Consider the following 12,774-nt stretch of genomic DNA (forward strand, 5'->3'; position numbering starts at 1 on the left):
TTTTACCATTGGCTACAGTTTCTTACTTTTTATAAAGTATTAATTGCCTATTGCTTTTCCTATTGGCTATTGCCTTGCCAATTGTCTCCAAAATACTGAATACTCACATCTAACGACTCTCATCTGGCTCGGGTACTACTGCTTTAAACTCGGCAATGAAAGAGGTGCCTTCTCCAAGGGTGCTCTCACACCTTATCGTTCCGCCCATGGCTTCTACAAATTGTTTTACGATGGAGAGACCGAGGCCGGTTGATGTTTCGTTGCCGGTAGGCCGTGCGGTTAATTTTTGATATTTGCCGAATAGTTTTTTCTGGTCTTCGTCGCTTATTCCCGGGCCCTGGTCGGTGATGTTAAAAATGACTCTATCATCTTTTTGTATCAGGCTAACGGAGATCGCTGTGTCGACGGGTGAAAATTTAAGGGCATTTGAGATCAGGTTTTCAAAGACCTGGTTCATGAAGCTGATATCAATGAGGATGCGCACATTATCGTCGATTTGTTCATCGATAGTGATTGCTTTTTCTGCTGCCGTGATTTTATAGCGCGACACACATTCTTGCAATACCTGCGAAAGGTCGGTTTCCTCCAGCCTGATGTTGAGCTTTCTAGATTCTATGGCTTCAATATCCAGTATTTTGCCGATCATTTCATTGAGCCTGTTGGCACTTACTTCAATACTTTCCAGGTATTTCAGGGTGTCATCATCCAGGTTGGCGGTTAATTTGATGATGGTGGTAAATCCCTTGATCTGGTTGAGCGGACTCTTGAGGTCATGGGCAACGATGCCTATCAGGTTATTTTTTTCGTTATTGAGGTTAATGAGCTCCTTATTCTTTTTCAGGATCTCGTCTTTTTGCTTTTCTACCTCGGCATGCATTTGCGAGATAGTCTTATTGGCTTCGTGGAGGTATTCTGCCTGGTCCATGATGGACTCTTTCTGCATTTCCAGTTCCTTGTTTTTTCTTAGGATCTGCTCGTGGGCTACCCGCAATTTTTCTGTCTGCTCAGATATCTGTTTCTTTTGCTCCCGGAGTTCGTCATTCTTTTGCGAGATTTCCTCATAAGCCTCTTCCAGGTTATCCGCAAGCAGCATCAGGTCTTTTTTCTTGTATTCCAGCAGGTAGTTGTTAGAAACTACCGTTTCATTGGTTTTTTTGAGCAGAGTGATCTCCTTTTTCAACTCCTGGGTTTTCAGGTCCAGCGTTTCGTTGTACTCAGATTTCAAAGATTTGGATTGCTCTTCTACCGAGGTAATATTAAAAGCCACTTTCTCTTTGTATGCCTCTATTATCTCAAGTATTTGGTTTCCGTCCGCCTGAAGAGCGGCTTCTTCTATTCTATCAATAAGATCGAAAATGTCCTTTTTAGCATCTTGAATGCCTTTTAAGACCCCTTTAAATTTGCTCATTTAAGTTTGCAATATTAAATTTTATGTCACCATTCAGTTTATGGTAACCTAAAAGGTAAAAAATACTTTAGGTAAAACCATGAAATGATGTTTTTTTATTCTTTCAATCTTTTTTTGAGCTTCACGGGATTTTTACTTTTTCTCATTTTCATATTTAGAAATTCAACCACAAGGGAGAAAAACACTGCAAAATAAATATATCCCTTAGGCACATGGTAATGCAACGCTTCTATAGCAAGCATAAACCCTATTAGAATGAGGAATGATAAAGCCAATACTTCCAACGTAGGGTGTTTGCCAATAAAGTCACTGATCTTTTTAGAGAATAACATCATCACTGCGATAGATACTATCACGGCTATGATCATGAGGATGAGCTGGTCAGTTAAACCAATAGCCGTTAGTATTGAATCAAAAGAAAAGATGATGTCGAGCAGTATGATTTGAAAAATTACGGAAAGCATAGTGCCGCCAGTTTTGGTTGAACCGGTATGTTCTTCGCCTTCCATTTTTTCATGGATCTCCAGCGTACTTTTAATAATAAGGAAGATACCCCCGGCCAGAAGAATGAGGTCACGTCCACTGAAATCAATACTGAATAATGTGAACAGAGGCTCTGTGAAAGTGATGATCCAGGTAATCCCCAGCAATAAGCCGATCCGGAATATCAGTGCCAGGGAAAGCCCTATGTTTCTAGCCTTTGCCTGCTGGTGCTGAGGTAGTTTGTTAGAAACAATGGAAATAAAAATGATATTGTCAATCCCAAGAACTATCTCAAGGAACGTCAGGGTGAGCAACGCAACCCAGGTTTCTGGCAGTAAAAATATTTCCATGGCTTCAAAGATATAAGAATTTTCTTTTTCAGGTCAACCGACCCTTCCGAGTATAAGGAAAACAGGAAAGGTAACCACCTGGTTATCTCTCCAATGACTTTGAAGCTGGTCGATCAGGGGTTCAACCGGGTTGCTGTGCTCTTGTCGTATATAATGCTGTACGGCAGACCATGATTCCAGATAGCCTTTTAAGTGCTTTAAGCTCCATTGCACAGTATAATGAAAGTAAGTTTGGTGCGGATCTTTTAACGGAAAATTAATATCTGCATATTCCTTTAGCAGGATTTTGCGCTCCGGGTCCCAGTAACTTCCCACGATGTTGTCATGGAAATTTTTAATTAGGGGATCAATCGATTTGGCTACCTGCAATAAGTTATATCCCCAGTATGCCAGTATTCCACCGGGTTTGACCACTCTTTTAACCTCATTATAAAATGACTTCACCTCAAACCAGTGGAGTGCCTGCGCCACAGTCACCAGGTCGACACTGGAAGAAGGTATACTGGTTTTTTCTGCCGGGGCTTGCATGTAATGAATGTTCGGAGCTTTGATGGCGTTGTCCAGTTGCTTTGTGCTGATATCCGTAGCATACACTTTTTTAAACCGCCGTGCCAGTTGGTAGGCTACCTGGCCATTGCCCGTGCCACAGTCCCAGGCGCAATCAAAACTTTTAACATTATCAAAAAGGTAATTGAACAGCATAGCCGGGTAATGCGGGCGGTATGCTGCATACAGTTCTGATTGTTCTGAAAAGTTATCTTTTACGGACATGGTCAATCTGCTCTTCTATTAAAATTATCAACTCTTCCCGGTAATTCTACGGTTCGGTAACACTTTTTTTCAATAGGTAACAGCTTAAGGCAATTTAGCCTCAGAAACACAAAGCAAAACAACCATGAGAGATACAATTACCATTTTCATTTTATTATTAACGGCCACTACGGTTTTCGGGCAAACAGAAATTTCCGGACTTGTAACAGATAACCGCGGAGAACCTGTTATCGGGGCCAATATTTTCATAGTGGATAGTTATGACGGTGCCTCTTCCGATGTAAAAGGGGTGTTTAAGTTTTCAACTTCTGAGCAAGGCGCGCAGGTGCTTCGCGTAACTTTTATAGGTTATGAGACTTACGAAACGAGCATTGAGTTGTCCGGCGAGAATATAAACCTGACTATAGCTTTAACGGAAAAGGTGGACCGTCTGGATGCCGTTGTGATCAGTGCAGGCTCATTTACTGCCGGCGAGGAGAGTAGCCGTGAAGTGTTAAAGCCTTTGGACATAGTGACTACAGCCGGCGCTACTGCGGATGTTGCCGGAGCTTTAAATACATTGCCAGGCACGCAAAAGGTAGGGGAAACCGGCAGGCTTTTCGTACGCGGTGGGGAAGGCAGCGAGACCAAGACTTTCATTGATGGTATTGAGGTGCTAAACCCGTATTCTTCATCTGCGCCGAATACTCCGGGGCGTGGCAGGTTTTCGCCTTTCATGTTTAGCGGAACGAGCTTTAGCACCGGTGGGTATTCGGCGGAGTATGGACAGGCGCTTTCTTCTGCCCTTGTACTCAAAAGCAAAGATGTACCTGATGAGACAAGGACAGATATCTCGCTGATGACTGTTGGCGCCGATGTTTCACACACCCGTGAAATTAATGCCGGGGCCTTTGCAGGAAAACTGCAATACACTAACCTGACGCCCTATTTTGAAGCAGTGAGCCAAAGGCTGGACTGGGAGCGTGCCCCGCAATCTATGGAAGGAAACTTTATGCTGAGAAAGGAGCTGAATACGAAACATGAGCTTAAGCTATACTCCAATTTCAGTTGGTCGGACTTTATAATTTACCAGCCCACGATTTTAGATGGGTCCATAAAAGATAAGATAGACCTGACCAACAACTATCAGTACATCAACTCCTCGTTGAAAAGCATAATCAATGATCAATGGAGCGTGCGTTCAGGGGTTTCTTATACCAACAGCATTGAAAGGATCAAATTCAACGGGGTGAAAAATAATGAAAGGGAAGAGGGAGTACATTTAAAAACTGTAGTGGCCAATGATGTTTCGGAGAAGTTTTCGTTGCAAATGGGAGGGGAGCACTTTATTCGGAACTATGCCTTTGAGTATGCAGCCCTGCCGGATGGTAAACTGGGTTTTGACCAGGGACTGACAGCCCTTTTTGCAGAGGTTGACTTGTACACTTCCAACCGTTTTGTGACCCGGGCAGGAGTGAGAGGCGAGTATAATTGGATGCAGGACAGGTTTTATGCCGTGCCAAGGCTGTCGGTAGCTTATAAAACCGGGGAAAACAGCCAGATGTCCGTGGCCTATGGCCAGTTTAACCAAACCGGCAGAAATGATCTGGTGAGGGTGAAAAATGATCTTGAAGATGAAGAGGCCGACCACTATATTATCAATTATCAAAGAGAGGGAGATGGAAGGACTTTCAGGATCGAAGCTTACTACAAAAATTATGATAACCTGATCAAGTTTACCCAAACCGACAATCCGGAAAGCTATAATAACCATGGAAATGGTTATGCAAAAGGAATAGATATATTCTGGAGAGACAACAAAAGCCTGAAAGGAGTAGATTACTGGCTGTCCTATTCTTACCTCGACACAGAAAGGGACTATCGCAATTTCCCCTATGCGGCTGTACCTTCCTTTGCATCCGGACACAACTTTTCTGCAGTATTCAAATATTTTATCAACGCTTTGAAAACGCAGGTAGGAGGTACCTACAGCTACAGTAGCGGACGGCCTTTTAACGATCCTAATCTTGATACTTTTAACTCTGAAAAGACCGCAGACTATCATGACCTGAGCCTGAACGCCAGCTATCTGCTAAAGTCGAATATCATCATCCACGGCTCGGTAACCAATGTATTAGGGCTTGACAACATCTTCGGGTATGAAAGTAGTGAACAAACCGATGAAAACGGGCAATACGTACTCAGGGCCGTTAAACAGCCGGCATCGAGATTTATTTTCCTCGGGGTATTTATCACCTTATCAAAGGACAAATCAGTCAACCAGTTGCCTACACTATAATTGAAATCTACTGATAATCAAATTATTATAAACAATAAAATCGTAATCATTATGAAAACTCTAACTTTAATCGCGACCCTGTTTTTTGCCATGCACATAAGCCATGCTGCCCCGTCAAAGTATGAAGAGGCCATGCAGGAAAACATCAGTAAACTCTACGCATCAAGAACCATAGAAGAGTACCAGGAGGTGATCAATAAGTTTGATCGTATTGCCGCTATGGAGAAAGACAAATGGGAACCCTTGTATTATGCAGGGTTCGGATATATTATGATGGCAACAGAAGCCAAAGAGGCCACCGTTAAAGATAAGTACCTCGACCTCGCCCTGGAGAAAATCAACGGTGGTAAGCAACTTGTGCCGCAGGAATCGGAGCTGATAGCCCTTGAAGGTTTTGTGCACATGCTCAGGGTGACTGTAGATCCCGCTGCCCGGGGCGCTCAATACTCCGGCTTATCTATGCAGGCTTTTGGTAAGGCAGTGGGACTCAATCCGGACAACCCCCGTGCCCTGTACCTGATGGGCCAGATGGAGTATGGTACCGCACAGTTTTTCGGGTCAGACACCGGTGAGGCCTGCGAAAAATTAAAGTTGGCCGTTGAAAAGTTTGATACTTATGTGTCTGACAACCCACTGGCGCCTGCCTGGGGAAAGGGAGGCGCCATAGCGGCTATGGAAAGGTGTCAGTAGAGTATTTTGGGGGTAGTTTCAAGCCTGTGCTAAGGGCTTGAACTTTCCTTAATATTAAAATTTGAGACTTGTTTTCACCAAATGCCCGCTCCCATTATATCGACCTCACCACACCAAGATACTCACGCCATGCCCCAACTTCATCGCGGTACTGAAAGGCCATTACGCGGCTCATCTGGTGAATATGGTTGAGGTCATGCACAACCCATGTAGCCAGTAAATGCTTTAAGGTAACACTGCCCAGAGCGGGGTGCCTTCCTTTTTTATCCAGGTTTTCTTCAACCGGAAGTGCGCTTAGTGTCTTAAGACTTTCATGGCGAAGGCGCTCAAATTCAGTGAGCAGGTCTTTCAGCGTTTTGCCTTTGCTGTTATTGAATTGGGCAAACCTGTCAAAAGGTTCAAAGGGTTTGTCTTCACCGTTTTCTATGATCAGCTTCGCACGGGGAATCCAGTCTGTTTTCTCTCCATGGATCAGGTGGCCTACTATGTCAAATGCACTCCAGGTATCCTCACCTTCATTTTTGTGTGTCCAGTCGGCGGGCAGGTCCTGTAGCCAGGCATTCAGGATCAGGGGAGTTCTGGAAAGTAGCTCAGTCGATTGTTTCAGGTTAAATTCCATTGGGTTATCATAAGTTACAGTTCATCATACGGATTCTACAGCCCGGTAGTTATTTTTTGATCCTGGTGGCTGATACATGCATTTTTACATCATGTTTAACACAAAAATCAAGATGACCATGAGCAGATTTATTTTAGCAATTTTAGTAGTTTTTATTAGTGAGGTAAACCTTAAAGCACAGACGGAGGAGAAGCAAAAGCAGGCAAGCTTAACCGTTAAGATCGAAGGCAACATTTCATCAACAGGTAAGCTCCAACTGGAACTCTACAACTCGGAAAGCCAGTGGCTGGAGAAAGAGGTTAAAACTTTACACATCGACCTGGCCACTGATAACAACCGGACATTCGTTATCGAAGATTTGCCCGCGGGCACTTATGCAATAGCGGTGATCCATGACAAAAACAATAATGGCGAACTGGATATGGGCATGATGGGGCCAACTGAGAAGTATGGTTTCTCCAATAATGCAAAAAACATGTTTGGCCCTGCATCATATAGTGATGCATCCTTTCAAGTGGCAGATGATACGGTGATCAATATTAAATTATAAAAATGGAAGCTGTTATACATGGCATATTGCTGGCTCATATCCTGTCGGGTGGTGTGGCTTTGGTTGCTGCACCGGTGGCCATGGTGGCAACCAAAGGTGGGGAGGCACACCGCAAATGGGGCAAAGCGTATTTTTGGGCTATGACAGTAGTTTTTGTTACGGCACTTGTACTTTCTATTTTTAAATGGATCCCGTTTTTGCTGATGATCGCAGTATTTAGCTACTATTGGGTGGTAAGCGGCTACCGCTGGTTGTACCTTAAAAAATTGGGGAGTGGCACAAGCCCCGGGATGTTGGATTGGGCAGCCCTTACCATTGCACTGGTTTTTAATCTGGCGTTTACTGCGTGGGGCATCATTCAGGCCATAAGTGGAAACCTGGGTTTCTATGCATACCTTGCCATAGGGTTTGGCATTGGAGGACTGGTGGTAGCCTCGGGCAATTTGCGACGTTTCCTGAACAATAAAGACAGAAATGCGTGGCTATTTGAGCATCTCGGAGGCATGCTGGGAAGCTATATTGCAGCGGTTACTGCATTTTCTTCACAGGTGTTTTCATTTATGCCAGAGCTTTGGCAATGGATATGGCCTTCTATTGCCGGTGCACCGGTGATTGCCTATACTACCTATAAATACAAAAAGAAGATCAGTAGAAATCGCAAGGTCGAAGATTTAATGACCTTAAAAGCCGAGTCTTAAAATATTTTGATAATTTCACCTTCTTATGATTGGCACACTTTCTAAACAAAACTTCTGGTATAGGCAGGCAAAAGAGATAGGTACTATCGTGTTGGTAAGCATACCTTTTACCTATGTTAGTTGCCCTAATTGCTTCAAAAATCCAAAATATGTATGGTGGGCATTGGGCATAAATGCCATTTGCTGGATTATTTTATGGAAGGGCAATTCCATTGTTGCTGACTTTACGGATAAACACTACAGTTGGGTCAAGTATCCGGTAAAAAGATTTCTGGTTGGCATTTTAGGACATACAGTTTATACCTGTGTGGCTATTACATGCATTTTCTATATCATGGAAGATGGTTTTGGAATATCAATGGGAGACATCTGGACTACGCTTACCTACTCCGTTGTTTTTACCATGTTGATTTCCCTGGTACTGTATAGTGTTTCTTTCCTGAAGTCGTGGCGGGAGCTGGCAGTGGAGAGTGAGCGCATGAAGAAAGAAGTAATAAGCTCTAAGTATGAATCCCTAAAAAACCAGGTAAACCCACACTTTTTGTTCAACAGCCTAAATGCGCTCACCAACCTGGTGTATGAAGATCAGGACCAGGCAGCAAAGTTTATCAAGAAGCTCTCTGATGTGTACCGGTATGTATTGGAGTCCAGGGACAAAGATCTGGTACAGCTTGAGATGGAACTGAAATTTGCTGCATCCTACCTCTTTTTGCAAAAGATCAGGTATGGTGACAGTCTGCTGGTGGCCGAGCAAAGCATGAAAACGGAAGGCTTTAAGATTCCGCCGCTCAGTATCCAGATGTTACTGGAAAATGCTATTAAGCACAACATCATTTCAGAAGATGAACCTTTGAAAATAGAGATCTACCAGGAAGACGGGTATCTTTTTGTAGTCAACAACCTTCAAAAAAAGAATATCATAAAAAGCGATTCATCAGAGATGGGGCTTGCTAACATAAAGGCGCGATATTCTTTTTTTACAGAAAAGCCCGTTATAATAGATGATAGCAACCACAAATTTACCGTTGGCCTGCCATTACTGAAATAGCTATGGATATACTAATAATTGAAGACGAAAAACCGGCCGCTTCGAGGCTGGAAAGATTACTTAAAAGCTACAATGACCAGATCAACGTTCTGGACAAGATAGACTCTGTGAAAAAAGCCATAAAATGGCTGCAATCGCATCAGCCGGAGCTTATTTTTATGGATATTCAACTGGCAGATGGGTTAAGTTTTGAAATATTCGAACACGTAGATATCCAGGCGCCGGTAATCTTTACCACGGCTTTTGATGAATATGCACTAAAAGCGTTTAAAGTCAATAGTATAGATTATTTGCTGAAACCGATCGATGAAGACGAGCTTGCAGGAGCTTTTAAAAAACTGGATCGCCTGTCCAACAACCATCAGCCGCAAAGCAATACACTGGCGCAGATCAACCAGGCCATGGCCATGCTCACCAATAAGTATAAGAGCAGATTTGTGATTAAGGTAGGAGAGCACATCAAGTCTGTTGCCGTGGATGAGATCCAGTACTTCTTTAGCAGGGACAAAGCCACTTTTTGTTGTGTGAATGATGCAAAAAACTACCTGCTGGACTACTCACTTGAGCAGGTTGAAGGCATGTTAGACCCTGAAATGTTTTACAGGATCAACCGGAAGTACCTGATATCATTAGAGGCAATTGAAGACATCATCAGCTATTCCAACAGCCGGTTGAGGATCGTTTTGAAGCATTGTAATGATGATGATGTGATTGTAAGCCGTGAGCGGGTGAACGATTTCAAAAGCTGGCTGGACAGGTAATGGATCAATCGGAATTTCTGGGGGAGAGCCTAAATTTTCACCTCTTTGCTGACAGACAGTAGTTAATCAGCAATCGGCAAAAGCAGTAGGCAACTCGTATAATGATAACAATAAGCGGGTTTAGCTGATTTTCAGTGGCAAGTTCACTTTACTTGTTTTACTTTCAAATCCATTTTACTCCAAAGGTTTAACGTTTGATCCCAGGTAATGAGCATCAAGCTAAATTTCTTTGAAGGTAAGTATTTTTTCCTCTGTATTGGACAGCCTGTTGATAAAAGCAGTCGGCAAACATGTGAAATATCAATGGAGGTTTTATACTGATTTTCAATGATCATGTTGCAAGTCTTTCATTTTTTTAATCCGTTTGCTTCACAGGTTTAAGTTTTTTCCCAACATAGTAACAAAATCAAATTATCAACTATATTTGATTTTGTTTTATCGATGTCTATGGAAAAAATGCCCATATCTCACTGTATCAACTGTTCCGCTGAAGTTAAAGCTACCTACTGTAGCGAATGTGGCCAGAAGGCTGATGTGAACCGGATTAAATGGAAAGTTTTATTGTCAGAATTAAACCAAAGACTTCTTGGGCTTGACAATAAATTTGCGAGAACGGTAAAGGACCTGACTATCAGACCGGGACGTGTAGTTAAGTCTTTCATTAAGGGAAACCGTGTTAAATATATCAATCCGGTGGGCTACCTGTTTATTCTGAGTACAGTTTATGTGTTGGCGATCTCCATGTTCAATGTGGACATGGTCGCGTTTACTAAAGATGTTGGTAGCATGTGGCGGAGTGAAACCTCGCAGGCTGTTGAAGCAGAAGGGTTCCAAAAAATGCTGATGGGGAACATGAAGATTTTGTCCTTTGGGCTGATCCCTTTTTTTTCATTGGGTGCCTATGTTGTGTTTAGAAAAAAAGGATATAACTTGCTGGAAACCTCCGTTTTGATTTTTTATACCCATGCACACCCGTTGGTTTTGTCTTTTCTGACGCTTTTGGTATATGTGGTTTTCGGAGTATCAGTTAATAGCTATGTCTTCTTTGTCACCATTTTATATTTTGCCTTTGCCTGTACCAGTTTTTACGAGGGCAATAAAGCTGCAAATTTTGCTAAGGGCTTACTAAGCTATTTACTCGGCTTTTTATTTTTTGGTTTTGTCATAGTAGCCTTTGCTGTTTTGCTGGCAGTTATTGATAAGGAGCTTTTTATGGCCATGTTTCCAAGGAAGCATTAGAGGACGGACAAGTCATCGTGCAACTGCCGTAGGCGCCTTAATTCCTTTCCATACATGGCCCTGGTAATCAGGTGCGTTAAAGCAAGTGCCAATAAAGCTATACCCGCTGCTATGCTCAAACTGAAAACAGGATCAGCCAGTGAATATGAACCTGTTTGATAATAATGTGCGTTGGCTTCATAAAGTAAATACAGACCGCCGGCTATGAGAGGGGTTAGTATCTTGTAAAGCACCAGATAAACACGCACCTTTTTAATGATCAGCGAAATGGCCTGTTTAATACTGTTCTGGTTGAGGTTTATTTTGTTGATGGTCAGGTATTTGATCCTGTAATGGATACCAAGCAGGATGGCTACGAGTACCAACTCCCCGCTGATCACATACCTGCTTTTAAGGCCTAGTATGAAGGTGATAGTGATAAACCCTGCCGTGGCCAGCACCATTAAAAAAGCATCGTTTAGCATAGACCGGTTAATACTTTTCAAGGATCGCCTGGTCTTGATCTCAAAGATGCTATCAAGCTCTTTCCTACTGTAATGTACAGGATTTGAAGTTTTCCAGGTCTCTTTTAGTTCGTCGAGTTCCATTATCTTGTTACCAGTATTTCCTTTAATTTTTTCTTTATTCTGTTGAGCCTGACGCCAACATTGGTTTCCGTGAGGCCCATAATGTCTGCTATTTCTTTATACGGCTTTTCATCCAGGTAGAGCATTACCAGGGCTTTGTCCGTTTCCGATAGTGTATCTATGGCCATGCGCAGGTTTTCATAGCGGTAAGGGTCGTTGTTTTCATAATATTCATAAGCCTTACTGTCAATGCCTTCACTGACTATCCGCTGCTTCTTTTTATGCCGTGAGATGGCAGTGTACAAAGCCACCCGATACATCCAGGTGGTAAGCTTGGAGTCCCCCTTAAACCTGGGGTATGCCTGCCACAACTGTAACAGGATTTCCTGAAAAAGGTCTTCATGATCATCCCTGTTGTCAGTATACATTCTGCATACCTTATGCACAATATTTTGATGCTGATCGATCTGATCTAAAAACTCTTTTTCTTTCAGTTTCACCTTGTTGCAACGATTCTTGATTTAATAGTGTCTTAGGAGAACTATTTCTTACAAAAAAATGCTAAATTATCCCACGGGTAGGAGGGATGCTCTTAGCACGAATTTTGAAGTACGTTATTTTGTCATAAATTTGCATGTTAAATATACGCTCGTGAGCCGGTTCCAACAAATATTCATTCTTCCCCTGTTTAGTACATTATTGCTGGTTACAAATATATCTGTGGCTCAGTACGATGAGGTAGGGGCTACCAATCGCATGTTTTATTATAGCGGGCATTTAGGGAATACCGAAAAGGTAGAGTTTAACCTGCAGATCAACGGCCCCACGGTTTCAGGATCATATATTGTAGAGCGTACGGGTGGCCTTTACACCTTTAGTGGAAGAATGGCTTCTGATAAAAGTGCTATCGGCCTTATTATTTTTGATGAAGAAAATCAGTTTATAGCCACCATAGAAGCAAAACTTATTTCGGAGGATAACAATTTTGCCAAAGAGATCAAGGGCAGATGGAAGTCTTCCGATGGTAAAAGACAGGTCAATCTGAACCTGAAGAAAGTTGCTGAACTGGCGAGTATTGATACCTCCGGCAGGTCGGGGCAGTATGGATTCACTTCTCAGAAAGACCTTAACGGACTTATCGCAGGTTTTGAGCCTCTTGATGATCACTCCGCAATTTTGACAGAGGATATGAGCATGGATATTTCCCAATGCAGCAAACCTTCCGTAAGTGGAGCTGCCGCCAGCAAAAAATGCTTTCTGAAAGACATCATCAATACCCCTGAATTTCAAATGCTGGGCAGGGATTAAATTTA

At 42.7% G+C, this 12,774-nt stretch carries 14 protein-coding genes; 8 read left to right on the forward strand and 6 right to left on the reverse strand.

Features of this window, described 5'->3' with window-relative positions:
* Positions 1–109: 109 nt before the first annotated feature.
* The 3 genes from E1163_RS08695 to E1163_RS08705 form a co-directional block, all read right to left on the reverse strand.
* Positions 110–1,408: a sensor histidine kinase gene (locus tag E1163_RS08695; RefSeq protein WP_155171049.1), complete on the reverse strand. Its 1,299-nt coding sequence runs from the start codon at positions 1,406–1,408 to the stop codon at positions 110–112.
* 95 nt (positions 1,409–1,503) lie between these two features.
* Positions 1,504–2,241, reverse strand: a complete 738-nt coding sequence (locus tag E1163_RS08700) for a TerC family protein (protein ID WP_155171050.1) — start codon at positions 2,239–2,241, stop codon at positions 1,504–1,506.
* 33 nt (positions 2,242–2,274) lie between these two features.
* Positions 2,275–3,012, reverse strand: a complete 738-nt coding sequence (locus tag E1163_RS08705; protein ID WP_155171051.1) for a class I SAM-dependent methyltransferase — start codon at positions 3,010–3,012, stop codon at positions 2,275–2,277.
* A gap of 124 nt (positions 3,013–3,136) precedes the next feature.
* On the opposite strand from E1163_RS08705, the gene E1163_RS08710 reads away from it, so the two are divergent.
* A complete protein-coding gene (locus E1163_RS08710) occupies positions 3,137–5,290 on the forward strand; it encodes a TonB-dependent receptor (RefSeq protein ID WP_155171052.1) in 2,154 nt (717 codons plus the stop codon).
* A gap of 51 nt (positions 5,291–5,341) precedes the next feature.
* Entirely contained in the window at positions 5,342–5,980 is a 639-nt protein-coding gene (locus E1163_RS08715) for a hypothetical protein (RefSeq protein ID WP_155171053.1), read from the forward strand.
* A 94-nt stretch (positions 5,981–6,074) separates the two neighbouring features.
* Here E1163_RS08715 and E1163_RS08720 read toward each other — a convergent pair whose 3' ends face one another.
* Positions 6,075–6,599, reverse strand: coding sequence for a DinB family protein (locus E1163_RS08720; RefSeq protein WP_155171054.1), 525 nt, complete (start codon positions 6,597–6,599; stop codon positions 6,075–6,077).
* A 118-nt stretch (positions 6,600–6,717) separates the two neighbouring features.
* On the opposite strand from E1163_RS08720, the gene E1163_RS08725 reads away from it, so the two are divergent.
* The 5 genes from E1163_RS08725 to E1163_RS08745 all read left to right on the forward strand — a co-directional run bounded on the left by E1163_RS08725 (position 6,718) and on the right by E1163_RS08745 (position 10,895).
* A complete protein-coding gene (locus E1163_RS08725) occupies positions 6,718–7,149 on the forward strand; it encodes a DUF2141 domain-containing protein (protein WP_185156024.1) in 432 nt (143 codons plus the stop codon).
* Between the two features lie 2 nt (positions 7,150–7,151).
* Positions 7,152–7,847 carry a DUF2306 domain-containing protein gene (locus E1163_RS08730; RefSeq protein WP_155171056.1) on the forward strand — a complete coding sequence of 232 codons (696 nt, stop codon included), beginning with the start codon at positions 7,152–7,154 and terminating at the stop codon, positions 7,845–7,847.
* A 25-nt stretch (positions 7,848–7,872) separates the two neighbouring features.
* Entirely contained in the window at positions 7,873–8,895 is a 1,023-nt protein-coding gene (locus E1163_RS08735; RefSeq protein ID WP_155171057.1) for a sensor histidine kinase, read from the forward strand.
* Between the two features lie 2 nt (positions 8,896–8,897).
* Positions 8,898–9,656, forward strand: a complete 759-nt coding sequence (locus tag E1163_RS08740) for a LytR/AlgR family response regulator transcription factor (protein WP_155171058.1) — start codon at positions 8,898–8,900, stop codon at positions 9,654–9,656.
* Between the two features lie 561 nt (positions 9,657–10,217).
* Positions 10,218–10,895: a DUF3667 domain-containing protein gene (locus tag E1163_RS08745; RefSeq protein ID WP_185156025.1), complete on the forward strand. Its 678-nt coding sequence runs from the start codon at positions 10,218–10,220 to the stop codon at positions 10,893–10,895.
* Here the strand turns inward: E1163_RS08745 and E1163_RS08750 are convergent.
* Together E1163_RS08750 and E1163_RS08755 are read right to left on the reverse strand one after the other, a co-directional pair.
* Positions 10,892–11,482 (reverse strand): hypothetical protein, encoded by a 591-nt coding sequence (locus tag E1163_RS08750; protein WP_155171060.1) that lies wholly within the window; start codon positions 11,480–11,482, stop codon positions 10,892–10,894. The two genes, E1163_RS08745 and E1163_RS08750, sit on opposite strands and share 4 nt — an antisense overlap.
* Positions 11,482–11,961: an RNA polymerase sigma factor gene (locus E1163_RS08755; protein WP_343033790.1), complete on the reverse strand. Its 480-nt coding sequence runs from the start codon at positions 11,959–11,961 to the stop codon at positions 11,482–11,484. Before E1163_RS08755 ends, E1163_RS08750 begins: the two co-directional genes overlap by 1 nt.
* Before the next feature lie 58 nt (positions 11,962–12,019).
* Between E1163_RS08755 and E1163_RS08760 the strand changes: the two genes are divergently transcribed.
* The gene (locus E1163_RS08760) at positions 12,020–12,769 is read left to right on the forward strand and encodes a hypothetical protein (RefSeq protein ID WP_155171061.1); all 750 of its coding nucleotides are present in this window, start codon (positions 12,020–12,022) and stop codon (positions 12,767–12,769) included.
* Positions 12,770–12,774 lie beyond the last annotated feature (5 nt).

The sequence above is a fragment of the Fulvivirga kasyanovii genome, assembly GCF_009711405.1.
Lineage (GTDB): Bacteria > Bacteroidota > Bacteroidia > Cytophagales > Cyclobacteriaceae > Fulvivirga > Fulvivirga kasyanovii.